The organism is Dyadobacter linearis, from assembly GCF_907165045.1.
GTDB lineage: Bacteria > Bacteroidota > Bacteroidia > Cytophagales > Spirosomataceae > Dyadobacter > Dyadobacter linearis.
Window position 1 is genome coordinate 626,704 of the sequence record NZ_CAJRAU010000003.1, and the last position, 23,017, is coordinate 649,720.

Genomic DNA, 23,017 nt, shown 5'->3' on the forward strand with positions numbered 1-23,017 from the left:
AACATCATGTATTTAGATATGAAGTCAGTACACTCACATAACAAAGCCGATTACATAGGAATTCTGGGTTCTGTACTTTGCATTATCCATTGCATCCTTGTTCCTGCGCTGGCATTTGGTTCGAGCGTTGCGTCACATCACTCGCATGACGGACTGCGTTATCTTGACTTTTTGTTTATCCTCATCAACGGTGTTGCAGTTTACTACGCAACCCGTCACCACAAATCTCTTCCACTCCGGATCTTACTTTGGGGAGCCCTGGCGCTGTTTTCAGTTTCCCTGCTTTTTGAAGGAAAACATGCGATTTTCTCGTGGCTGAGCTACGCAGGTTCTGCGCTGCTGATCGTCGGTCACTTGATCAATCTGTACATTTGCCAGATTGCGCCGAGATTTAAAATGCGGATTTCCTGATTACTACTTATCGTATTCCACTTCAAATCGGTTCAGGTCCGGCCTTACAGAACGCTTCCTGGTTAGTTCATAATCAAAGATCGTCTTGCCCAGATTTGCCATAAACGGCAAGCCCACCGTATCATATTCATATTGATCGTCATTGAAGATCCCATCTTCATTACAATATATTACTGCGGTCAGCATAAATTCAATACCTTTCTCAAAATCAGCTATATAAGCATTGTCGAGCAGAAAACCGTAAGCGTCGCCGCTCTTATTGAATAGTCGGATATGTCTTGGCAAACGCGTTTTCGTAGCTCCAAACATCAGGAATTTTACATATCCGTCGTAGTAATCCTCTGTATAATTAGCAGGAAAATCGGTCTCGACCGGAAATTGAGACATATACCGGTACATAAACTGATAATCATCCTCGGTCAAATTGAAACGCTGATTGGCAGGAACCTGATCGGGGAAAAACAGGGATTTAAGCATTCTGTGCTGTTCTTCCAGCGGGAAATTGTTTTTTGCGGTAAAATCAAAAGGCTCATTCACCAGCTGACCATCTTTCATAAATCCTTTACCCGCTAATACCGGAGCAGGCGCCTGGAATTCCTTGCTGCTGTAATTTGCCGGTTGTTCGTAAACCAGCTTTCCATCCTTTTCAAACCGTACAGGATTAGTATAGCGATTATTTTCCAGACCAATATTGGATTCGAGCCGGTGCATAATCCGCGTGTTTTTGTAACCTTTTTTGTGCAAACTATCATTCAACTCCTGCTGTCCGATGAACTCATAAAGCCTGTTGAATGCATCATTATCGCTGGCCAGAAGGATCTTCTTGGCGTAATGCGCGACGGATGGCAATCCATTTTCAGACGTAGAGTCTTTCGTTACGGCAGTTTGTTCCGGCCGATCGGCGCCGGTTAGCATGGGGGTGTATTTATCAATACCCAACTTATTCAGCTTCTCAAAAGCCAATGCAACAGCAGGGAGCTTAACTGTACTTGCCGGATAGAAATATTGATCCTGATTGAGTCGGTAAGCGTGGGTCGTGAAATGCGGCTCGTTCTTTTTGTTCCGGTCAATGCGGGTGTACAGGATCTGAATCTGGTATTTCTCAGGATTCCGCAGGATTTCAGAGAAGCGTTCCGGGTGCTTTTTCAGTAGTTTTTCGATAAAAGCATCGGATTGTATTTGCGCAAATGAAGGTGATGCAAACAGGGGTAAGAGCAAGAAAAGCAACAATTTATAACTTCTTCCGGAAATCATCTTTCAACCAGTAGCACGTGTAAAACGAATATACAATTTTTATTTTAAAGGGTCGGCGGAATTATATTTTACTGAGAAGAGGCTTTACTTATTATCTGTAAACAATGGCGACAATGGAAGAAAATAAGTTACGCAGCCGCGGCTGGTTTGGAAAATCGGGAAAGGACGGGTTCATATACAGGGCTTGGATGAAAAACCAGGGCTACCCAGCGGATGAATTTGAGGGGCGGCCCGTGATCGGAATCTGCAATACTTTTTCAGAATTAACGCCCTGTAACGGGCATTTCCGCGAGCTGGCTGAATCGGTCAAAAGGGGCGTTTGGGAAGCAGGCGGTTTTCCGCTCGAATTCCCCGTCATGTCGCTGGGTGAAACGCTGATGAAACCTACCGCAATGCTTTACCGCAACCTGGCGAGCATGGACGTGGAAGAATCGATCCGGGCCAATCCGATCGACGGCGTGGTATTGCTTTGCGGTTGTGATAAAACGACACCTTCACTGGTAATGGGCGCAGCGAGCGTAGATATTCCTACCATCGTCGTTTCCGGCGGACCAATGCTTACCGGCCGCTACCGCGGAAAAACCGTAGGTACCAGCGACGTGTGGCGATTCAGCGAGCTATACCGGAAAGGTGAAATGTCACAGGAAGAATTCACAACTTCGGAAGCATGCATGTGCCGCAGCGCCGGACATTGTGCCGTAATGGGAACAGCTTCCACGATGGCCTGCATGGTCGAATCGCTGGGCTTGACCCTCCCCGAAAATGCCGCGATTCCTGCCGCTGATTCGCGTCGGAAAGTGTTAGCGCATTTGTCGGGAAGAAGGATCGTGCAGATGGTACATGAAGATTTGAGACTATCCCAGATCTTGACCAAAGAAGCATTTGAGAATGCGATTATGATCAATGCGGCGATCGGCGGATCGACCAACTTTGTGATCCACCTATTGGCCATTGCAGGTAGGATTGGCGTGGATCTGACGCTGGATGATTTCAACGAAATATGCGCCAAAGTGCCTCTCCTGCTCAATCTGCAACCTTCCGGCGGATATTTTATGGAAGATTTCTATTACGCGGGCGGCTTACCGGTTGTGATCAAAGAATTGATCGGCAGGCTACACGACGGCGTAATTACGGCCAATGGAAAAACAATGGGCGAGAACTGCGCGACGGCGGAATGCTTTGACCCGGAAGTAATCGGTACACTCGCAGAGCCTATTAAAGACCTGACTGGACTGGCGGTTTTGAGGGGGAATTTGTGTGAGAACGGGGCGGTTATCAAACCTTCTGCTTCACTAAATCCCGATCTTATGCAGCACAGGGGCAGAGCGGTTGTTTTTGAAGATATTGACGATTACAAAGCCAGACTCGACGATCCTGAACTGGATGTGGATGAAAATAGCATTCTCGTTTTAAAGAATGTAGGACCGAAAGGATACCCGGGAATGCCGGAAGTGGGCAATATGTCCCTGCCTAAAAAGCTGCTCGCAAAAGGTGTGATCGATATGGTACGGATTTCCGACGGCAGGATGAGCGGTACCGGATTTGGAACGGTTGTTTTGCATATTTCCCCGGAAGCCGCGGTGTGCGGCACGCTCGCATTGGTGCGCGACGGTGACTTTATCGAGCTGGATGTTGCAAACCGGAGACTGAACCTGGAAGTATCCCCAGAGGAACTAGAAACAAGAAAATGTGACTGGAAACCGCTGGATCTGGGTTACAAGCGAGGTTATGTAAATCTGCATATAAACCATGTTCTTCAAGCCCACGAAGGCGCTGATCTCGACTTCCTTGTAGGCGGATCGGGAGATAAAGTGACAAGGGACTCGCATTAACGCCCTTTACACCTATGAATTTGAGTGAAATGAATAATACACCATTTGATAATCAGGTAGCTATCATCACCGGCGCCGGCCAGGGAATAGGATTTGAGATTGCGCGACAGCTGGCCCTGCAAGGCGCGGGGGTTATCCTCAACGACGCTGACCAGGATTTAGCTGCCGAAGCTGCTAGGAGAATCCGCGACTTAGGGGGGGAATGCATTGCATTTGCCGGTGATGCATCCAGTCAGGAAATCATCGACGGAATGGTGGAAGAAGCTGTGAAATGCTTTGGAAAACTAACTATTTGTGTCGCCAATGCAGGTATCACTCTGTTTGGCGACTTTTTTGAATATCCTGCCGAGAAGCTTCGGCAGGTTTTGGAAGTGAACTTAATGGGTTCTTTTATGCTGACCCAGGCTGCGGCGAGACAAATGCGAAAGCAAAAATCTGGCGGTCGGGTACTGCTAATGTCTTCGGTTGTGGGACACCAGGCGCACAAGTTTCTGGGCGCTTATGCTATGACGAAAGCTGGCTTGGAAATGCTGGCAAAAAACCTGGTTATCGAACTTTCCCCGCATGGAATCACTATCAATACAGTCGCGCCGGGTGCTACATTGACCGAGCGAACTTTGGCCGAAGACCCAACTTACCCTAAAACATGGTCGGCGATCACGCCAATGGGCCGGCCTGCTATTTGTGAAGATATTGCGAATGCGGCCCTATTCCTGCTTTCGCCGCATTCAGGGCATATTACCGGACAAAGTTTGGTAGTCGACGGAGGCTGGACTTCGGTAAGCCCACTCCCCGACCTGAGTAATATGGCCGTAAATAAAGATTAAAAACTAATCTTCGAGACTCCCTGAAAAAAGCTGTGCTTCCAGATCGTCGATGCTGCCGTCTTTGGAAATAAACAATTCGCGCGGTTTGGAAGCAGCGGCTGGGTTGGCCGTCATAAAATTCCGGTATTGCTCGTCGGTGATGATTTTTAGTGCCAATGCTCTTTTTAAAACCATTGGATAAGGCACTTTGAAGAAACCGGCAATATCAGAAGCGAGCGCGTCAGGGATTTTGAAAATGTCATTCCTGAAAAAACTTTCCACTTCCTTATAAGGCAAAAGCGCCTCAAATATCAGCTGCTCCGAGCGGGCGGCGAGGGATGCTGTGTTGGTATATAAAGTATGCAGTCCCAGCGAAACGGTAAGCAGGTGAATATGGTAGTTCCGTTCGTTGATGTCAGATTTTGCATTGACGAATACCCAACCTTTCTGACGGTAAATCGCCGAGAAACCTTTAAAACCGGGATCGGCTTTATGCAGTTGTGCGATCTTAATACCCTCAGGATAAGGAAGTTTGTGACCTATCTGATGAACAATATCCTGTGCATAAGAGATATCAGCCACTTCACCAGCCGGCTCGATCATCCAATCCCCATTGATCAAACCTTCAAAGAGCTGATCTCCCAACCGTTGACTTTCGACTTGTCCGAGGTGAAGCACGATCCGGTTTCCCCTGACCGAGAAGTCTAGCAAAAGTTGGTTTTTAGGTTGCTTTTTAGGCATGTGCTGATCTTGTTGAGGTGAGAACTTCAAAGATACACCCTTCCATTTTTCACCGCAATAACAACTTGAATTTTATCTCCATTGAAGCGTATTCAAGAGCTGGATCATATCTTTTTGAAGATAATCAATTACGGGCGCCAAGGAGTCGTTTTTGGATGCAGAGGGAAAATAGATAGCACCTCTCAGAAAGTTTTTTGAACTGTCTGTGGTGTAAAACTGGTACGGGCTAGGCACGTCGCCTTCGATCTTGAACATCATCGCAGTGCGACCGCTCTTGCTCAAAAGCCGCTGCTCCTGAATAGAAGAAGCGCGGATCTGGTGTTTGCCGGCGAGTTTGTAACTGTCGTCAATGAAAGATTTCAGTCTGTTGGGATCGTTGTTAATAGCCTTGTAAGTGATCTGAATATTGGCTTTTAATGCTGGGTAATTAATAAAAATCCAGTGTTTCTCTGCCATCGAAAATGTATCAGGCTCTACTTTGGCGAATCTGGAAACCTGAAAAGTATAGGGATGTTCTTCTGAAAGCTGCTGGTAAGTATGAGAAGGAAGGGCGATCCGGTTGAAGCCTTTGGGGCGTGGTGCGAAGGTTTCCGCGCCTTTTTCTTTGTCCCCGCAGGAGAGCAAAAGCACATTCAAACCAAATGCGATCAGTAATAGAAACCGTTTCAACATAATCCGACAGATAATTGCATTAGCGCAAAACTAACGAAAACCGGTTTATATTATTTCCGCAAAATTAAATCCCTGAAAAACACGAATGCGAAACCGGTCAACTGGCTCCGCATTCTTTTCGGGCTAATAAATTCTATTCAACGGTTACAGATTTGGCCAGATTTCTCGGCTGATCCACATTCCGGCCACGCATGACAGCGATGTAGTAAGACAGTAATTGTAAAGGAATAACAGATACCAGCGGCGTTAAAATTTCGTGGGTATTGGGTACTTCAATCACAAAATCCACCATGCCCGGAATCAGCGTGTCGCCTTCCGTGACGATCGCAATCACCCTTCCTTTTCTTGCCTTAACCTCCTGAATATTAGATACGATCTTTTCGTAAGAACTGTCTCTGGTCGCCAGAAACACCACCGGCATATCCTCATCGATCAGCGCTATCGGGCCGTGTTTCATTTCGGCGGCGGGGTAACCTTCGGCATGGATGTACGAAATTTCTTTCAGTTTCAATGCGCCTTCTAGAGCCACAGGGAAATTCAATCCGCGTCCCAGGTAAATAAAGTTGCGTGCATAGGTGAAAATAAATGCGATCTCCTTGATCTTGTCGGCGTTCTCAAACATCTTCTCCACTTTGGCGGGAATATTTTCCAGCTCGATCAGCAGCTGCCGGTAAGTTTCTTCTGAGATAGTGCCTTTTCGTTTCGCAGTAGCAATTGCGATCAATGTCAAAACCGTGACCTGCGCGGTAAATGCTTTCGTACTCGCCACGCCAATCTCCGGTCCCGCGTGTGTATATGCACCTGCATGCGTGGCCCTCGCAATGGAAGAGCCCACGACATTACAAACGCCAAATATCGTCGCTCCCTTGGACTTGGCCAGCTCAATCGCCGCCAGCGTGTCAGCTGTTTCGCCTGACTGTGAAATAGCGATCACAATGTCATTTTCCTTGATAACCGGGTTCCGATACCTGAATTCAGAAGCATATTCGACTTCCACATTGATCCTGGCCAGTTCCTCAAATAAATATTCGGCAACCAGGCCAGCGTGCCAGGAAGTACCGCATGCCACGATCACGATCCGTTCTGCTTCTGCCAGCTTATCCATATAGTTGCTCAGTCCGCCCAGTTGCAAATGTACGTCGTCAGCGCGCAACCTGCCGCGCATACTGTCACCTATTGAGCGGGGCTGTTCAAAAATTTCTTTGATCATGAAATGGTCGTAACCACCCTTTTCGATCGTTTCGAGCTCCATTTCCAGCTTTTGGATGTAGGGAATGGTTTCTGTATTGTCCAGATTCTGGATACTCAGCTTTCCGTCTTTTACAACCGCCACCTCATAATCGTCCAGATAAACAACATCTTTGGTATACTCAATAATGGGCGTGGCGTCGGAAGCGAAGAAATATTCATCTTCCCCAATCCCGATCACCAGCGGGCTTCCTTTGCGCGCCGCAATTAGTTGCCCGGGATGGTCTACCGACATCACAACAATTGCATAAGCTCCTACTACTTCCTTCAAAGCCAGCTTCAGAGCGGATTCCAGCGAGCCGCCGGTTTCAGATTGAATATCCTCGATAAAATGAATAAGTACCTCAGTATCTGTTTCGCTCTGGAACTTGTGACCTTTTTGAATCAGGTTTTTCTTGATCGAGGCGTAATTTTCGATAATCCCGTTATGAATGATCGCAAGCTTCCGATTGTTCGAAAAGTGCGGGTGCGCGTTGATATCGTTTGGTTCGCCGTGAGTTGCCCACCGGGTGTGTCCTATTCCGATTGTCGCTGTTAAATGTCTGCCGGCGAGCTCTGCTTCGAGATCAGTAACTTTTCCTTTTTTCTTGTAAATATTCAATTCATCACTTTTCAGCAATGCTATTCCCGAACTGTCGTATCCCCGGTATTCCAGCCTTTTCAGACCTTTCAATATTAAAGGATAAGCCTTCCTGCTTCCAACGTAAGCCACAATTCCGCACATATTTTCTGTAAATTTGGTTTGAGTGTATGTTTAACAAAAAACCAAATAAAGAGCAATCACGTATTCATAACAAGCTTATTTCTAATTAAATACTAAAAATTGTCCAATTTAATGGGAGTGTTCGAACACATCGCAAAAAATATTTTGAACACACTACAAGCTTGACTATGGGGCACAAAAAAGCCGGCAACTCAGAAAGTTGCCGGCTTTTTTCAACTGATCTATAAATCACTAGTTCATCAAATCCGTATACAAATTGTAGTAAGATTCTGAGAAGTTCTCGTCCTGTTCGTTCATTTCTACACGTTTCGGTGCATCATTGAAGATTTGGTTAAGGCTGTCGCTGAAATGATCGTCTGCCTTAATAACAGCATCCGCATAAGCACAACCGATTTTAACGAATCCTTCAAAATCCGCTGAATGCAAATGGGCCAGGGCCTCATCACTCACATCCATCGCCTTCGCCTTGCTCATTAGATCCGCATCAAACTTGTAGTCAAAAGCGTTGTTGTGTACGGTGAACACACTTTTCGTATCCTTGAACATAGGATCATTACGGTAAGTGGTTTTGAGGTACAGCGGGATCAGGGCTGTCATCCAGTCATTACAGTGCACCACATCCGGCGCCCAGCCCAATTTTTTTACTGTTTCCAGAACACCCTTGCAAAAGAAGATCGCACGCTCGTCATTATCATCGAAGAAGTTATTCTCCTTATCGAAAAACACCGATTTGCGGTGAAAATAATCGTCATTGTCAATAAAATATACCTGCAATTTAGCATTAGGTATAGATGCAACCTTGATGATCAGGGGCTTTTCTTCATCTCCTACGGTAATATTTATTCCTGACAGTCGAACTACTTCATGAAGCCTGTTTTTGCGTTCATTGATAAGACCAAAACGCGGAACTAGAATTCTGATTTCTGCACCTCTTTCCTGCATTGCCTGAGGAAGCTTTCTTACGTAATCGGCAACGTCAGTGGTTTGGAGGAAGGGATTGATTTCACTGGCTACATATAAAATTCGTAGTTTCTCCATAGATCTTTAAGCAGTTTGTGAAAAAAAGTTTTGCAAAATTATACAAAAAAAATCTCATTTTCAAAAGATATTCCAAACTAATTGTCATATTGCGCTCAGTTTGGGATAACTCATTCCAAATATTTGACTTACCCGCTCGCTGAGGTTTTCGGAGATATAAAAAGCACTTTTGTGATTCGGGCTACTCCTCTCAGATTTTTAGTTCTCCCATGGAAGTATTTACTTCAGTTTCCGCCCTCCGGCAGTTCCTCGATCATCTAGTTTATCAGCATAAGACAATTGGTTTGGTCCCCACAATGGGCGCCCTGCACGAAGGCCACATTTCGCTGATCCAGGCTTCAAAAACTGACAACGATATTACAGTTTGCAGCATTTTCGTAAACCCTGCACAATTCAACAATCCCGAAGATCTGCTCAAATACCCCCGAACACTCGATGCAGATTCGAAAATGCTTGAAGAAGCAGGTTGTGACGCGATCTTTGCGCCTTCGGTCGAAGAAATGTATCCGGAGCAGCCGGTTATGAAATTTGATTTCGGTGCATTAGAGCGGGTGATGGAGGGTGCGTCGCGGCCCGGGCATTTCAATGGGGTCGGGATCGTGGTTTCCAAACTGTTTAATATCGTAAAACCCAATCGCGCCTATTTCGGACAAAAGGATTTGCAGCAGGTTGCAATCGTTACAAAACTCGTCGGAGATCTCAGTTTCGGATTAGAACTGATTACAGCGCCCACGATCCGCGAAGAAGATGGACTCGCGATGTCATCACGAAATCGCAGGTTGAACGAAGAAGAAAGACACATTGCTCCGCATATATTCCAAATCCTGGAATCCGCTAAAAATGCGCTTTTAAAAGGTGAGCCGGTTGAAAAAGTAATCAGGCAGGCAACTGCTGCATTCGCCGGAATCACGGCATTTAAACTTGACTATTTCGAGATTGTAGATATCAATACTTTACAACCGACTACATCAATAATGCCGGCTGGCGAGAATGCAATTTGCGTTGCCGCGTTTCTGGGACCTGTCAGGTTGATTGATAATATCGTGTTCTAGATTCTCATAAATGAAAAAAGGCGTCACGATATTTCCGTGACGCCTTTTTTCATTTATATAATGCTCACTCTTTTAACTGTTCAATTTCCAATCTCCGCGGTATTGGCGTTTTACGAATTGGTTTGCGTCGTCGAAGTTGGTGATTTTCATATTGTTACCATCCCATAGCAATTTCTTGCGGCCAGGATAATCAAAACCTTTACCGTCGGCTCTTTGCTTGCGCAGATTATAGCTGCGAATTCCGAGATTACCCATGATCACAGTTTCGGTCAACGGACCAGCGTAATCAAATGAAGAAGTTAACGCTTTGTGTTCTTTGCTATTAAAACCTGCTTTACAAGCATCAGACCAGGAAACGTGGTGACCGAATTCCGGCATAGGCGTGTATTTGTTTCCAAAATCACCCTGCTTGTATTCCAGCTTCGTACCGTCTTTTAGGTAAACTTTGGGGTCAACACCATAAGTACCGCAGGTCATCACCCCTTTTTCGCCGATTAACATTACTCCATTACTGCTATCAGGCTCGCCCAGCGGATCGTTAGCAGGGATCAGGTCCGGGTGGAATGGACGGAGACCACCGTCGTGCCACGTCAATGTCACTTCCGATTTGTTTACTTTATTAGCCGGGAATTTCAACTGTACCCTTGATGATGGCGGGCAGCCTTCCGGAATATATTCAGGTGTCCAATCTTTAATGAAAACCTGGCCGACACTGCATTCCAACTCCGTTGGATAACCCAAACCTAGTGTACGGAAAGCCGGGTCGATCAGGTGACAACCCATATCTCCCAATGCACCGGTACCGAAGTTCCACCAGCCGCGCCATTTGAAAGGATGCCACGCTGGATTGTAATCTACCCATTCCGCACAGCCTACCCACAGTTCCCAGTCAATATCCGAAGGCACGTCGAACTTGCCTGTCGGCACCGGGATACCCTGCGGCCACACGGGACGATTGGTCCAGACGTGCGCTTCGTGTACATTGCCGATTACTCCTTTGTTAAACCATTCCTTCATCTGGTTTTGTGCAGGGTTAGATGCACCCTGGTTTCCCATCTGCGTTACAACCTTATATTTCCGGGCAGCCTCAGTGAGCATACGCGCCTCGTAAATATCGTGCGTAAGTGGTTTCTGAACGTATACGTGCTTTCCACGCTGCATGGCCGCCATCGCGATAATCGCGTGCATGTGGTCGGTTGTCGAAACGGTTACGGCATCAATATCCTTTTCCATTTCGTCGAACATCTTCCTGAAATCCTTGTATTTCTTTGCTGTCGGATGCAGTTCGAAGTTCTTTTTAGCCTGTCCCCAGTCCACGTCGCAAAGTGCTACCAGGTTTTCAGCTCCTTTATTCCACGCATTATTAGTATCAGAAAAACCCTTTCCCCCAACCCCTATTCCTGCTATATTCAATTTATCGCTTGGCGCGCGGTAGCCTTTACCCAATACATGTCGCGGGACAATAAAAAAGCTACCAATTGCTGCTGCCGTAGTCTTTTGCAGAAAGTCCCGGCGGTTCACATCTTTTGGTTTATTTTCTCTACTCATCGGATTAATTAGAAAAATAAGTGGATAATATAGGTAAAGCATGACGCTTATTAATATTACTTCACACCCCATAAAAAAGGCCCTCACCGGGCACATTCCACTCGCCTGGAACCGTTAAGCAGGGCCTTATGTTTTGATGACTGGGTATTATTCCTGTAACTTTGGGCAATAATACGTTCCTTTTTTATCTCGACTTATTTTACCGGGTAATGCAAATAACAGTAATGAAATCGAAGATTCACCGCGTTAAGGTGACTCAGGCGGAACTGAATTATGTAGGCAGCATCACGATTGACGAAGACCTGATCGATGCGGCCGGACTGGTTGAAAATGAACAGGTTCATATCGTCAATAATAACAATGGCGAGCGCTTTGTTACCTATGTAATTAAGGGCGAAAGAGGCTCAGGAATGATCTGTCTGAACGGAGCGGCTGCGCGTCGCGTGCAGATCGGCGACATTATTATCATTATCGCTTACGGATCGATGAGCCAGGAGGAAGCCAAAACCTTCAAGCCAATGGTAGTTTTTCCAGACCATAATAATCATCTGGTTGGCTAGCAATCCCTCTCCATACACTTACCCGCATTATTTATGAAAAACATTTTACGTTATGCCATTTCGCTGATCTTGGCAGGTGGATTATTATGGTTTGTATTCAAAGATATTAATCTGAGTGAAATGCTCGACCGCTTCGCCAAATCTGACTGGCGGTGGATTGCAGTTTCGTGCTTCTTTCTGATGTGTGCGCACGTAACGAGAGCCTGGCGCTGGGCAATGCTCATGGAGCCGCTCGGACACAAGCCCAGTCTTGTCAATAGCTCGGTAGCAGTATTAACCGGTTATTTTGCCAATTACATTGTGCCGAGAATGGGCGAGGTGACCCGCTGCGGTACTTTATACCGACTTGAAAAGATTCCTGTAAATTTAAGTTTCGGAACGGTAGTAGCTGAACGTATTTTCGATGTGATCGTGCTGGTACTGATGATCGGCTTGAATTTTATCCTTGAATTCGATCGCCTCAGCACTTTTTTCACTGATTTTTTCCAAAGTAAAGTCGGCGGCGAATCAAGCGGCTCGGGTAGTGGGATACTACTTTATATTTTGATAGGCGGACTTTTACTGGTAGCATTGGTTGGTTTTTATTTATACAAAAACCTTGCTTTCCGCTCGCGCCTGCAACAAAATGCATTGGTCGCCAAGATTACTGATTTCGCGAAAGGAATGCTGGAAGGTTTGCTGAGCGTTCGCAAACTACGCAGCCCGGGGTTGTTTATCCTGAGTAGCCTGATGATCTGGGTACTATATTACCTGGTTTCTTACGTATTATTTTTCTGCATTCCGGAAACCTCCGATCTAGGCCCGCTTGCAGGATTGACGTTGCTGGTAGTAGGCGCGATCGGTATGACAGCTCCCACGCAAGGAGGGATCGGCGCGTACCACCTTTTGGTAGGTAATGTGCTGGTATTGTATGGATTAACAAAAAGCGATGGTATCACACTGGCCACTTTTATTCACGGCGCGCAAATGGTGTTTATGCTGGCAATAGGTGCGCTGGCCTTTTTGTTTGTTTTGGTAAAAAACAATAAATCAGTGGGCGAACCTGAATCAATACCTGCCGAACGTTAAACAGGAAGCACAATAGTCCTACACATTGGAAAGCTAGTATGATCAATATGAATTTAACAGAAAGTAAAATACTGAGACTGGAAGAAGCGATCCCGACCATCGAAGATTGGCAACGTGGCGGACAGAAAGTTGTGTTCACTAATGGCTGCTTTGATATTGTCCATTTGGGGCATATTGATTACCTCGAAAAAGCGCACGCACTGGGCGACCGGCTGGTTTTGGGTTTGAATACCGATGCCTCCGTCAGCAGACTGAAAGGCCCGCTCCGGCCGGTTGTAAATGAATATGCCCGCGCTCGTTTAATGGCGGCACTGTCTTTCGTAGATGCTGTCATTTTGTTCGACGAACCGACGCCTAGTCAGTTGATTGAGGCAGTAAAACCTGACATTTTGGTCAAAGGAGACGATTATACGGTTGAAACTATTGCTGGCGCAGATTTTGTTTTAAGTAAAGGAGGTGAGGTAAAAACGATAGCACTTGTACAGGGTTACTCAACTACCGCGCTGATTGAAAAAATAAAACAAGGATATAAATAGGAAATAGCTATGACGGGAGCGTATGTGATTATGGGTATAGTAATGCTTTTGAGCTTTTACGTACAGTGGAGACTCAAAAGTAAATTTGAAGAATATTCTCAGGTTGGCCTGAGTAATGGAATGAGCGGAAAAGAAATCGCAGAAACAATGTTGCGCGAAAGTGGCATTTACGATGTGCGGGTACTTTCTGTGGAAGGCAAGCTGACTGACCATTATAATCCTCAGGATAAAACAGTTAACCTGAGTCCGGACGTTTTTTACGGCAGAAGTGTAGCTGCTGCTGCGGTTGCTTCCCACGAATGCGGCCACGCGGTTCAGCATGCAACTGCTTATAAATGGTTGCAGTTCAGATCGCAGATGGTACCGTTCCTGAGCATTGCTTCCCGCTACATGCAATGGATCATTTTGCTGGGTATCGTGCTGATTAATACTACCGTACTTCCATTAACAATCGGTGTAGCGCTTTTTGCAGCAACCACGCTTTTCAGCTTTATCACTTTGCCGGTAGAATACGACGCAAGTAACAGAGCACTGGCCTGGATCCAGAAAAACAGAATTGTGAACGAAAGAGAATATGTTATGTCGAGCGACGCTCTGAAATGGGCTGCTAGAACATACTTAGTTGCAGCAATCGGTTCTCTGGCTACATTACTTTACTATGTAAGCCTTCTGATGGGCCGCAGAGACTAGGCTTCGACTGCGTTCAGCTGGACAGTCAAGTGGTCAATCACTTTTGAAAAGGCTGGGAAACGATTGTTTCCCAGCCTTTTTCTATTTTATCAGCTGATTCCAATATACTACTACATTGTGCGTCGCTCTTCCGGAGGCGATCACATCCTTATCGCCGTCGCCGTCGAGGTCGGCGATGATGAGATCTTCGCAGGCGATTTTGATCTTATCGTCGAGTACAAATTCTTTCCAGGTTTTACCCTCCGGATCAGAGCCCACGAAAATCCTTACACCAGTTTCTCCCGCCGCATTCGGATTTCGCCAACCCATTACGACCTGATCCCTGCCCTGCCCGAAAAAATCGGCACAGGCCAGCGCGTGGCCTTCTTTCATATTGTTGGTCAATACCGCGCGGTTGTCTTTCGAATACACTACCAGTTCGTTTCCGTGCATGGGTTCGATGGTCGCAGTGAAGAGCTTATTTCCTCCCAAACTTCCTGTCCTGATCTCCCCTACTGCTTTGCCGTCTACCATCCAGTTGCCCGAAGCTGCCCAGCCGTCGGCGCCATTCAGGAACACTTGAACTCCTTCTTTTCCAGCAACCGACAACCCCAAAATGCGGCCAGGGACTTCCATAGCATTCATATTGTGTGTCATGTGCATATTGGTTTCCAGCAGATCAAATCCCCAGATGCCTTTTCTATTTTCAGGAATATCAAACAAAATCATCTTCACCCCCGCGCCCACGCCTCCCTCATTTCCTTCCCCGTGCAGCGGTAAAACTGCCAGCTGGAAATCGCCCTCCGCTTTCTTAACCCACTGCATTCTGTGAATGGTAACTTCGTGATGCAGCTTTACAGGTTCCCAAAGCTGGGTCCGGTCTTCCGGGGCAGCCAGATAGAATACCGCTCCAGACAATTTAGGATTTTTTGTTTCAGAAGGATTCCACTGCGCGCCTACGGCAACTTCCACTTTTCCGTCTCCGTCAATATCCCGCGCGGCAATGCATACATTATCCTGCTCGGTAAGGTCTTTTGCGATAATATGCTTTGTCCAGGAACCGTCCTTTTTACCCGGATTTTTATACCAGACAATTTCCTTTTTGTCAGCCAGCAGAATATCAATTTTCCCGTCCCCGTCCACATCGCCGGAGGCAACCCCGTAGCCGATACTGATCTTATCGTCTATCACCTCGCCTTTGAAAGTAGCAGTTTGCCCGAATACACTTCCGGTTGTCAGCAATGCGGTATATAGCAGTAGTTTTTTCTTCATTTTGAGTAAATATTATCAAATCGGGCTGTAAAACTTTTAACCTATTTTTTCACAATATACTTCAAAACCCACAGTACAGTCCCTGAAAAAAGACTTTTTTGTGCGGCTTTGACCTGCTTTGCATACTTTTGTGAATTAAAGTGAATCAATTTGTCCTTCATGAAAACTGTCCCTTTACACCAAGTCCACGTCGCTCTCGGCGCCAAAATTGTCCCGTTTGCTGGTTTTGAAATGCCTGTACGCTATTCTTCGGATCTGGACGAGCACCACGCTGTGAGAAATAATGTAGGTGTATTTGATGTTTCGCACATGGGCGAGTTCCTCGTGAAGGGGCCAAAAGCGCTGGATCTGATCCAAAAAGTGTCAGCCAACGATGCTTCGGCATTGTTTGACGGAAAGGTCCAGTATAGCTATTTACCCAATGATACAGGCGGAGTTGTGGACGATCTGCTGGTTTACAGAATCAGGGAAGATGAATATTTGCTCGTTGTGAATGCGTCGAATATCGAGAAAGACTGGAACTGGATCCAGAGCAAAAACAGCGAGGGTGCGCAGATGGAAAACATTTCTGACGCTACCTGCCTTTTCGCAGTTCAGGGACCGAATGCAACAGCTACTTTACAGAAACTGACCACCGTGGATCTGACTTCCATGGAATATTATACGTTTCAGATCGGCGAAATGGCTGGAATTCCTGATGTATTTATTTCAGCTACCGGCTATACAGGCTCCGGCGGATTTGAGATATATGTACCAAATCAGCACGCAGAGAGAATGTGGAATACAATTTTCGAAGCTGGTGAAGAATTTGGCATTAAACCTATTGGTCTTGGCGCGAGAGACACATTGAGACTGGAAAAAGGATTTTGTCTTTACGGAAATGATGTTGACGACAATACCTCGCCGCTGGAAGCAGGATTAGGCTGGGTTACGAAGTTCACCAAAAACTTTAATAACTCAGATTCCCTGAAAGCACAGAAAGAAGCCGGTTTAAATAAGAAGCTGGTTGGTTTTGAAATGATCGACAGAGGTATTCCCCGCGGACATTACGAACTTTGCGACGCAGAAGGCAACAAGCTCGGCGAGGTAACTTCCGGCACCCAATCCCCTACTTTGCAAAAAGGGATTGGAATGGGCTATGTGCCCGTCGCACACAGCAAAGCTGATTCAGAAATATTTATAAAAGTCAGGGACAGGCTTTTAAAAGCTAAGATTGTGAAACTGCCTTTTGTAAAAAATTAATATCTCTAATCAGTACCGCTTTTCAGAATGAAACAACTTGACGTTTGTCTTACCCCCGATCTGCTTCATTTACACAAACTTGATAATTCAATCGTAGTAGTAGCGGATATATTTCGCGCCACTTCCTGCATGGTTACCGGCCTTGCTTATGGTGTCAAAAGCATTACGCCAGTGGCTAGTATCGAAGAATGTAAGTTTTTGCAGGATAAAGGATTCATCGCCGCAGCCGAGCGCGACGCGCGGAAAGTGGAAGGTTTTGATCTTGATAATTCGCCTTTCAGCTATATGAATGAGCGGCTGATCGGGTCACAGATCGCAATGACGACGACCAATGGAACGTTATCGATTGCGAAGGCGAAATCTTCTGCGGTAAAAGTAATGATCGGATCTTTCCTGAACCTCGGCGCACTGGCCAATCTTCTTAAAAGCGAACCTTACGATGTGCTCGTACTTTGCGCGGGCTGGAAAGGCAGGCCCAATCTGGAAGACACACTATTTGCCGGCGCGCTGGCCGATGCATTGAAAGACCAGTTTATGCTGCTGGAAGACGGTACTTTGATGGCGCACAGATTATATGAACAGGGTAAGGGAAATTTACTTGCCAGTGTCTCAAACTCTTCGCACGTACGCCGCTTGCAGCGACTGGGTATCCAAAAGGATATTTCCTATTGTTTACAAAAAGACCTTTACGATATTGTGCCCGTACTTCGCGGAAACACATTAGTATCAATGAATTAATATAAAAACTATACATGCTGCGATTTCTTGTTCTATTATTTTGTGGGTTAATGCTGATTTGCAATCAAGTGGATGCGCAGCGAAAAACCACGCCGCCACGGAAAACAATACTTGCTCCCAAGAAAAAGGCTGCGACTACCCCAACGAAACCGGCGGTCACTCAACCCGATACATTGCGCAAAGCTGCTCCTGTGGCAACTCCGGCGGCAGATACAACACAGAATGCGGGTCAGGCAGTAGTGGACACCACAAGCGGAGGCACCGAAGTAACCCCGGACAGCCTGACTGAAAGAGCGGCAGAAGAGAAGCTGGCAAAAACAGAAAAACCGGCGGACAGCCTGCATTCCTATAAAATAACAGTTGATGATATTTCTTACCTGACCGTTTGTCCGGGCACGAATATCACAATTCCATTCACCACCAACGGACCTTTCGACGACGGCAATACCTTCATTGCACAGCTAATCGACGCTTCCGGCAAAACAATTCCTATTTCCCTGCCTGTTAGTAAAAGTCCCGTGAAGGCGGTTATTCCTTCTTACAAAATAGGTGGCGAAGTTTACAGGATACAAATAGTTAGCTCGATCCCGGTGATCAGAAGTCAGGAAGTACCTATTCGCCTGTTGCAGGCACCGGCGGCGCGCATTGAGTTCATGGACGGAACGCAGTCGACCAGGACAATGCCCGGGCAGGAAGTACAACTTAGGGTTAGCCTGACTGGAACTGCGCCGTGGTCTTTCCGACTTTCAGACAGCACTATTGTTACGCAAACACTTTCGAATCCGCATTATCTGATCGTGAAACCGGCAGACGTAAAAGCTTACAAAATTGCGGGTGTGGCCAATGCGTGCGGGAGCGGTACTACTTCGGGAGAAGCGATCGTGAATGTAAACAGTAACCCTGAGCCCAAACTGGAATTGAAAGAAGTTGAGAAAATTGCCAAATTGTGTAGTGGAATACCTTTTCAGGTACCATTTAATGCGACTGGTAAATTCAAGGAAGGAAACAAGTTTGTGGTACAGATTGCGGAGCGGACAGGTGCTTTTAAAACAATATCCCCACCGGACAGCACTGGATATATAAATGCTGAGATACCAGCGAATTACAAACCCGGTGAATACAAGCTGCGCGTAGTTTCTTCTGCACCTTATCTGGTTACACAAACCGCAAATGTTTCTATTGTATCGACCACAGTTACTACCCTGCAAAAGGATTCACTTCGCTTGGGAGAGAATGAAACGGGTGAGCTGACAGTGAAATTCACAGGCGGCGGACCGTGGTTCGTATTGCTTTCTGACGGCACTTATGAAAACAATATCCAGGAATCGCCGCATAAAATAAAGGTGAAGCCTATTTATGACACCAATTATCAGATCACCTCTGCGGGTGGACTTTGTGGTGTAGGTAAATTTTCTGGAAGCGCAAAAGTTTCGGTAAAAAGCCCGCCGGCGAGCATTACCCTAGAAAAACTGCCACAGAATATGGTCTGCGCCGGAACAACGATAGAAATTCCTTACAAAATAGAGGGTCGCTACAATGCGGGTAATAAGTTTACGGTTCAAATGACGGACAAATCGGGTCGTTTTGTAAGTCTTCCGACTACGATCACTCCTAATACGATGAAGGTGAAAATCTCCAATGCAGCTGCGGGCGACTCGATCAAAACACAGAAAATCAGGATTATATCGTCGTCACCGGCCGTGTCCAGCGCGATTGAAGAACTCGACGTAATATCCCCTGACCAGGCTATCGGAGAGATTTCCGGAAAAGGGACTATAACCGCGGGCAGGTCTACAAGAATTCAGCTGAAATTTAAAAATGGACTTCCACCCTGGTCATTTACACTTTCCGACGGCACTGCGATCAATGGTACCTTCCTGAATCCTTACCTGATTTCGGTATCCCCAACAGCAACTACCGAATACAAAATCAGCACATTGAAAAGTGGCTGCGGCTCGGGTACCGGCAAAGGTTCCGCTGTGGTAACGGTCGATAATTAATGCGCGCCGGGTCAGAAATGATTATCCTTTATAGCAAATCGTGTTAGAAGATGAAACCGTTTCTGCCCCTTGCATTCGTTTTTATTCTTGCGTTCCAGCATGTGCAGGGCCAGTCGCTGGCTTTGGGTAAATGGCAAACCCATTTCAGTCCGCTTTCCGGTAAGAATATTATCCAGTCAAATGGGAAAATTTACTATTCCACGCACAACGGGCTTTTTAGCATTGATCAGGAGACAATTGAAGTAAAAAGCTGGTCAAAGTCTGACGGATTTAACGATATTGGAATCAGCTCGCTTGCATTCAGCAAAGAGAAAAGTCTCTTACTCGTAGGTTACCGCAGCGGCTTGCTTGACTTCGTTTATTTAAACAATGAATCCCTCCCAGACCAAATCGAAGCTTGGACCGTTTTGAACCAAACTGCCGGCATTACCACAAGCAAAGCAATTAATAAAATCGTTTTTCGTGATCAGCTTGCTTATTTATGCACGGATTTCGGGATCGTTAAATTGGATATTGAGCTGCGGCAGGTAGATGAAACTTATCGCTACATTGGTCCGCAAGGCGCACAGGTTTCGGTCAGGGATATTGCTTTCACTTCCGATTCTATCTATGCAATTACTTCCGCAGGCTTGCTGGCCGCTTCGCTACTACCGGAGGTAAACCGCCAGTATTTTGCAAACTGGAAAACAATAGTCACACCTGGTCAACCAGTCAGCATTGCTTTTTCAGACAACAAACTGTATGGAGGTTTTAGTAAAAAAGGGTTTTTCCAAAGAAATAATAATACATGGACCGAAGTCTTCAACTCGCAAAGCGACTATTTCAATACCTATAAATCAGAAACCGGCTTACTTGTTGTGGAGACCGACCGGCTCAGGTTAGTTGGGCCAGATAACAAAACCAGCTCTGTTAATAGCCCGGCATTTCAAATGCTGTCTTCCGCTATTGAAACAGTGCCGGGCAAATACTGGGTTGCAGACAGAAAACGCGGCGCGCTTACGAACCAGGGAGCTGATTTTCAATCCATTAAATTTCCAAACTCTGATACAACGATCTCGCCGCGACCTGACTCGATCGTTACTGACCTGCAAGGTTTAACCTGGGCTAAAATACCCGACTATCTGGGTGGAGGTATTTCTGTAAAAAATGAGAGTGGGCAGCAGCGGATTTTGTCCAGTAATGTCGGCGGAGGTTCGCTTCCTTCTAATTCTGTTAATAGCCTCGCGATTGATACCGACGGATATATCTGGTTTGCGAGCGAAAGGGGAGCCGGGTATTTCAATGCTGCTGACGTGCTGGACGGAAGTCGGATAGATGCGATACTGCCCATTTACGGCCAGCGCAGGCTTTTTAGTAATGAAAAGTGCACTGCAATTGCGGTAGAGCCCGGTAACAGAAAGTGGCTGGCCACGAGAACCGGCCTTTACCTTTTTAGTGGAGACGGAACCGAGTTGCTTGTAAAATTTGACACAAATAATAGCCCCCTTCCTTCCAATGATATTTTAGCATTAAAAATGGAAGCGGAAACGGGTTTGCTATTTATTGATACACCCAACGGAATGGTTTCTTACCAAACCGGCTCGTCGGCTCCTGCGGAAAAACTGGATAACGTTACTATTTTCCCAAACCCGGTCAGGCCGAATTACAGCGGCATAATAGGGTTCAAAGGGTTGAAAGACCAGTCTACGGTAAAAATCGCAACGCTCTCCGGCAGATTAATCTTCGAAACAAAATCCCAGGGAGGCACCGCATCCTGGAACCTGCTCGATTACACGGGCAAGCGGGCGAGAGGAGGAATTTACTTGGTATTAATTGTGTCGGGAGACCGCACCGAGAAATTGGCAGGAAAGTTGGCAGTTATTGATTAATGTTATATTTTAAAACAGGCTTTCTCGTAAAGTCTCGCAAAGTGAATAAATGATACCTAACGAAACAGCACCTTATATTGTAGGCATAACTGGCGGCAGCGCGTCGGGAAAAACTTATTTCATGAAGAGCCTGATCGACTCTTTCGATAAAGATGATATTACCCGGATATCTCAGGACAACTACTACCGCCCTATTCATGAGATTCCAAGAGACGAAAATGGCGTCGAGAATTTTGACCTTCCGGAAACGATCGATCATCACCTTTTTGCTGAGCATATTGCAGTATTGCGCGCCGGCAGGGAAGTACATCAGAAGGAATACACATTTAATAACCCGCTGATCAAGCCTGAGATCCTGATCTTCGAGCCGCGGCCTATTATAATTGTTGAGGGGATATTTGTTTTTTACTTCCCTGAGATAGCGAGGCTGATCGACCTTAAAATTTTTGTCGACGCGAAGGAGCACGTTAAAATAAAAAGGCGGATCATTCGTGATAATAATGAAAGAGGTTACGATCTCGACGATGTACTTTATCGCTGGGAGCATCACGTGGCGCCAACCTATGATAAGTTTATACTGCCCCTGCGTTCGGAAGCGGATGTGATTATTAATAATAATTCTCGTTTTGACACAGGATTGCAGGTTTTAATAGGTTTCTTAAAAAGCAAGCTGGCAGAACGGGCGCATTAATTCAGAATTGAAATTCCTACCTATCAAACAAAAAAGCACAGCATGAAAATCGCTACACACATTTACAAATCCCTGACAGCCAAGTTAATTGCTGCAAGTCTATTGCTTTTCGCCCTGGAAGCTTGTGATCCGAAAAATACAGAGCCTGTTGATGTGTACGGGTATTTCCCGCTCGAAATCGGCAGATATACTGTGTACAATGTAAAAGAGGAAATCTATTCGACCGGGCAGGCGAATCCTGTGATCAAAAACTGGCAGGAAAAAGACAAGGTAGAAAGTGTAAGCGACGATGAAGCGGGCGTGTTTACTTATATCGTTTCACGGTCGACCAGGAGCAGCGAAACGGAATACTGGACCAAGATCAAGGAATACAAAGTGCAGAAGTATCCCGACAAGATTTTGACCAATATTGATAATCAGACGTTTTTTTCAATGGCTTTTCCTGTTGATACTAAAATGACCTGGAACGGAAATACCTACAATAACCGCGATGAGGAAGAATATCATTACGAGAATGTGAATGTCCCCGGGAAAGTTGGTGCTGAAAGTTTTGACAGGACACTGCGCGTGGTGGAGCGGAATGACAGCTCGATCATCAACCGGTATATTGGAATAAAGCAATATGGACTGGGCGTTGGTTTGCTGTCAGACAACCAGACATCCTTTGAGTATTGCCAGGACGACGCTTGTATCGGGTCGGGAAAAATTGATTCGGGCACCCGGAAAGCACGAGTAATCGTTGACTACGGGATTGAATAGGGTGTTTACCCACATTTAAATATCCGGCGGAAACTTGCTTTTCTTATATTTAATACCTCTAAAATTTGGATATTAAATTTATGTGCCTAATTTTACGTCGGATACTGGTATATAATCATCTAATCAAAACAAAATGAGAACAGTGACATCGCACTCTACACAGACGAAAAAGTCTTATCGTAAGCCGGTTCTTTCGAAAATGGGTTCTGTACGGAACTTAACAAAAGGTAAACTGGGAAGCCTACCTGATCTTACTCCTCCGGACGATTTCGCACCGGACGCTTAAGA

22 protein-coding genes are annotated in these 23,017 nt (G+C 45.9%); 15 read left to right on the plus strand and 7 right to left on the minus strand.

The annotated features are described in order from the left end of the window. Positions 1 to 18: 18 nt before the first annotated feature. On the plus strand, positions 19 to 411 hold the full coding sequence (locus KOD92_RS13080; protein ID WP_215234014.1) for a MerC domain-containing protein: 393 nt from the start codon (positions 19 to 21) through the stop codon (positions 409 to 411). A 3-nt stretch (positions 412 to 414) separates the two neighbouring features. Here KOD92_RS13080 and KOD92_RS13085 read toward each other — a convergent pair whose 3' ends face one another. Next, the gene (locus KOD92_RS13085; protein ID WP_229254657.1) at positions 415 to 1,629 is read right to left on the minus strand and encodes a serine hydrolase; all 1,215 of its coding nucleotides are present in this window, start codon (positions 1,627 to 1,629) and stop codon (positions 415 to 417) included. 149 nt (positions 1,630 to 1,778) lie between these two features. On the opposite strand from KOD92_RS13085, the gene KOD92_RS13090 reads away from it, so the two are divergent. Together KOD92_RS13090 and KOD92_RS13095 are read left to right on the plus strand one after the other, a co-directional pair. After that, positions 1,779 to 3,497 carry an IlvD/Edd family dehydratase gene (locus KOD92_RS13090; RefSeq protein ID WP_215234016.1) on the plus strand — a complete coding sequence of 573 codons (1,719 nt, stop codon included), beginning with the start codon at positions 1,779 to 1,781 and terminating at the stop codon, positions 3,495 to 3,497. Positions 3,498 to 3,526: 29 nt separating this feature from the next. Next, a complete protein-coding gene (locus KOD92_RS13095) occupies positions 3,527 to 4,324 on the plus strand; it encodes an SDR family NAD(P)-dependent oxidoreductase (RefSeq protein ID WP_215234017.1) in 798 nt (265 codons plus the stop codon). A gap of 3 nt (positions 4,325 to 4,327) precedes the next feature. Here KOD92_RS13095 and KOD92_RS13100 read toward each other — a convergent pair whose 3' ends face one another. The 4 genes from KOD92_RS13100 to KOD92_RS13115 all read right to left on the minus strand — a co-directional run bounded on the left by KOD92_RS13100 (position 4,328) and on the right by KOD92_RS13115 (position 8,726). Then, complete coding sequence (locus tag KOD92_RS13100; protein WP_215234018.1) at positions 4,328 to 5,044, minus strand: hypothetical protein; 717 nt, start codon at positions 5,042 to 5,044, stop codon at positions 4,328 to 4,330. Positions 5,045 to 5,116: 72 nt separating this feature from the next. Next, the gene (gene gldD / locus KOD92_RS13105; RefSeq protein ID WP_215234019.1) at positions 5,117 to 5,716 is read right to left on the minus strand and encodes a gliding motility lipoprotein GldD; all 600 of its coding nucleotides are present in this window, start codon (positions 5,714 to 5,716) and stop codon (positions 5,117 to 5,119) included. Between the two features lie 133 nt (positions 5,717 to 5,849). After that, complete coding sequence (gene glmS, locus KOD92_RS13110) at positions 5,850 to 7,688, minus strand: glutamine--fructose-6-phosphate transaminase (isomerizing) (RefSeq protein WP_215234020.1); 1,839 nt, start codon at positions 7,686 to 7,688, stop codon at positions 5,850 to 5,852. A 231-nt stretch (positions 7,689 to 7,919) separates the two neighbouring features. After that, positions 7,920 to 8,726, minus strand: a complete 807-nt coding sequence (locus KOD92_RS13115) for a glycogen/starch synthase (protein WP_215234021.1) — start codon at positions 8,724 to 8,726, stop codon at positions 7,920 to 7,922. Between the two features lie 209 nt (positions 8,727 to 8,935). On the opposite strand from KOD92_RS13115, the gene panC reads away from it, so the two are divergent. After that, entirely contained in the window at positions 8,936 to 9,778 is an 843-nt protein-coding gene (gene panC, locus KOD92_RS13120) for a pantoate--beta-alanine ligase (protein ID WP_215234022.1), read from the plus strand. A 72-nt stretch (positions 9,779 to 9,850) separates the two neighbouring features. Here panC and KOD92_RS13125 read toward each other — a convergent pair whose 3' ends face one another. After that, a complete protein-coding gene (locus KOD92_RS13125) occupies positions 9,851 to 11,326 on the minus strand; it encodes a Gfo/Idh/MocA family protein (RefSeq protein ID WP_215234023.1) in 1,476 nt (491 codons plus the stop codon). A 209-nt stretch (positions 11,327 to 11,535) separates the two neighbouring features. Between KOD92_RS13125 and panD the strand changes: the two genes are divergently transcribed. The 4 genes from panD to KOD92_RS13145 are packed head-to-tail and all read left to right on the plus strand — an operon-like array spanning position 11,536 to position 14,180. After that, entirely contained in the window at positions 11,536 to 11,886 is a 351-nt protein-coding gene (gene panD / locus KOD92_RS13130; protein WP_215234024.1) for an aspartate 1-decarboxylase, read from the plus strand. A gap of 33 nt (positions 11,887 to 11,919) precedes the next feature. Beyond that, positions 11,920 to 12,954: a lysylphosphatidylglycerol synthase transmembrane domain-containing protein gene (locus KOD92_RS13135; RefSeq protein ID WP_215234025.1), complete on the plus strand. Its 1,035-nt coding sequence runs from the start codon at positions 11,920 to 11,922 to the stop codon at positions 12,952 to 12,954. A 47-nt stretch (positions 12,955 to 13,001) separates the two neighbouring features. Next, a complete protein-coding gene (gene rfaE2 / locus KOD92_RS13140) occupies positions 13,002 to 13,490 on the plus strand; it encodes a D-glycero-beta-D-manno-heptose 1-phosphate adenylyltransferase (RefSeq protein ID WP_215234026.1) in 489 nt (162 codons plus the stop codon). A 9-nt stretch (positions 13,491 to 13,499) separates the two neighbouring features. Continuing rightward, positions 13,500 to 14,180, plus strand: a complete 681-nt coding sequence (locus KOD92_RS13145) for a zinc metallopeptidase (protein ID WP_215234027.1) — start codon at positions 13,500 to 13,502, stop codon at positions 14,178 to 14,180. Between the two features lie 81 nt (positions 14,181 to 14,261). On the opposite strand, the gene KOD92_RS13150 is transcribed toward KOD92_RS13145, so the two are convergent. After that, positions 14,262 to 15,431, minus strand: a complete 1,170-nt coding sequence (locus KOD92_RS13150; RefSeq protein WP_215234028.1) for an FG-GAP repeat domain-containing protein — start codon at positions 15,429 to 15,431, stop codon at positions 14,262 to 14,264. A gap of 159 nt (positions 15,432 to 15,590) precedes the next feature. On the opposite strand from KOD92_RS13150, the gene gcvT reads away from it, so the two are divergent. The 7 genes from gcvT (at position 15,591) to KOD92_RS27730 (ending at position 23,015) form a co-directional block, all read left to right on the plus strand. Then, complete coding sequence (gene gcvT, locus KOD92_RS13155) at positions 15,591 to 16,673, plus strand: glycine cleavage system aminomethyltransferase GcvT (RefSeq protein ID WP_215234029.1); 1,083 nt, start codon at positions 15,591 to 15,593, stop codon at positions 16,671 to 16,673. Between the two features lie 27 nt (positions 16,674 to 16,700). Then, entirely contained in the window at positions 16,701 to 17,411 is a 711-nt protein-coding gene (locus tag KOD92_RS13160) for a 2-phosphosulfolactate phosphatase (RefSeq protein ID WP_215234030.1), read from the plus strand. 50 nt (positions 17,412 to 17,461) lie between these two features. Further along, positions 17,462 to 19,411: a hypothetical protein gene (locus KOD92_RS13165; protein WP_229254658.1), complete on the plus strand. Its 1,950-nt coding sequence runs from the start codon at positions 17,462 to 17,464 to the stop codon at positions 19,409 to 19,411. 50 nt (positions 19,412 to 19,461) lie between these two features. After that, positions 19,462 to 21,279, plus strand: coding sequence for a PorZ beta-propeller-like domain-containing protein (locus KOD92_RS13170; RefSeq protein WP_215234032.1), 1,818 nt, complete (start codon positions 19,462 to 19,464; stop codon positions 21,277 to 21,279). Positions 21,280 to 21,328: 49 nt separating this feature from the next. Further along, positions 21,329 to 21,970 (plus strand): uridine kinase family protein, encoded by a 642-nt coding sequence (locus tag KOD92_RS13175; RefSeq protein WP_215234033.1) that lies wholly within the window; start codon positions 21,329 to 21,331, stop codon positions 21,968 to 21,970. 42 nt (positions 21,971 to 22,012) lie between these two features. Further along, positions 22,013 to 22,729, plus strand: a complete 717-nt coding sequence (locus KOD92_RS13180; protein WP_215234034.1) for a hypothetical protein — start codon at positions 22,013 to 22,015, stop codon at positions 22,727 to 22,729. A 133-nt stretch (positions 22,730 to 22,862) separates the two neighbouring features. Continuing rightward, positions 22,863 to 23,015: a lasso RiPP family leader peptide-containing protein gene (locus tag KOD92_RS27730; RefSeq protein ID WP_215234035.1), complete on the plus strand. Its 153-nt coding sequence runs from the start codon at positions 22,863 to 22,865 to the stop codon at positions 23,013 to 23,015. Positions 23,016 to 23,017: the final 2 nt, after the last annotated feature.

Excerpts from the sequence above, each read along its gene's own strand:
- KOD92_RS13080 (WP_215234014.1), top strand. The coding sequence starts at position 19 with ATGAAGTCAGTACACTCACATAACAAAGCCGATTACATAGGAATTCTG.
- KOD92_RS13090 (WP_215234016.1), top strand. The coding sequence starts at position 1,779 with ATGGAAGAAAATAAGTTACGCAGCCGCGGCTGGTTTGGAAAATCGGGA.
- KOD92_RS13095 (WP_215234017.1), top strand. The coding sequence starts at position 3,527 with ATGAATAATACACCATTTGATAATCAGGTAGCTATCATCACCGGCGCC.
- KOD92_RS13100 (WP_215234018.1), bottom strand. The coding sequence starts at position 5,044 with ATGCCTAAAAAGCAACCTAAAAACCAACTTTTGCTAGACTTCTCGGTC.
- gldD (WP_215234019.1), bottom strand. The coding sequence starts at position 5,716 with ATGTTGAAACGGTTTCTATTACTGATCGCATTTGGTTTGAATGTGCTT.
- glmS (WP_215234020.1), bottom strand. The coding sequence starts at position 7,688 with ATGTGCGGAATTGTGGCTTACGTTGGAAGCAGGAAGGCTTATCCTTTA.
- KOD92_RS13115 (WP_215234021.1), bottom strand. The coding sequence starts at position 8,726 with ATGGAGAAACTACGAATTTTATATGTAGCCAGTGAAATCAATCCCTTC.
- panC (WP_215234022.1), top strand. The coding sequence starts at position 8,936 with ATGGAAGTATTTACTTCAGTTTCCGCCCTCCGGCAGTTCCTCGATCAT.
- KOD92_RS13125 (WP_215234023.1), bottom strand. The coding sequence starts at position 11,326 with ATGAGTAGAGAAAATAAACCAAAAGATGTGAACCGCCGGGACTTTCTG.
- panD (WP_215234024.1), top strand. The coding sequence starts at position 11,536 with ATGCAAATAACAGTAATGAAATCGAAGATTCACCGCGTTAAGGTGACT.
- KOD92_RS13135 (WP_215234025.1), top strand. The coding sequence starts at position 11,920 with ATGAAAAACATTTTACGTTATGCCATTTCGCTGATCTTGGCAGGTGGA.
- rfaE2 (WP_215234026.1), top strand. The coding sequence starts at position 13,002 with ATGAATTTAACAGAAAGTAAAATACTGAGACTGGAAGAAGCGATCCCG.
- KOD92_RS13145 (WP_215234027.1), top strand. The coding sequence starts at position 13,500 with ATGACGGGAGCGTATGTGATTATGGGTATAGTAATGCTTTTGAGCTTT.
- KOD92_RS13150 (WP_215234028.1), bottom strand. The coding sequence starts at position 15,431 with ATGAAGAAAAAACTACTGCTATATACCGCATTGCTGACAACCGGAAGT.
- gcvT (WP_215234029.1), top strand. The coding sequence starts at position 15,591 with ATGAAAACTGTCCCTTTACACCAAGTCCACGTCGCTCTCGGCGCCAAA.
- KOD92_RS13160 (WP_215234030.1), top strand. The coding sequence starts at position 16,701 with ATGAAACAACTTGACGTTTGTCTTACCCCCGATCTGCTTCATTTACAC.
- KOD92_RS13165 (WP_229254658.1), top strand. The coding sequence starts at position 17,462 with ATGCTGATTTGCAATCAAGTGGATGCGCAGCGAAAAACCACGCCGCCA.
- KOD92_RS13170 (WP_215234032.1), top strand. The coding sequence starts at position 19,462 with ATGAAACCGTTTCTGCCCCTTGCATTCGTTTTTATTCTTGCGTTCCAG.
- KOD92_RS13175 (WP_215234033.1), top strand. The coding sequence starts at position 21,329 with ATGATACCTAACGAAACAGCACCTTATATTGTAGGCATAACTGGCGGC.
- KOD92_RS13180 (WP_215234034.1), top strand. The coding sequence starts at position 22,013 with ATGAAAATCGCTACACACATTTACAAATCCCTGACAGCCAAGTTAATT.
- KOD92_RS27730 (WP_215234035.1), top strand. The coding sequence starts at position 22,863 with ATGAGAACAGTGACATCGCACTCTACACAGACGAAAAAGTCTTATCGT.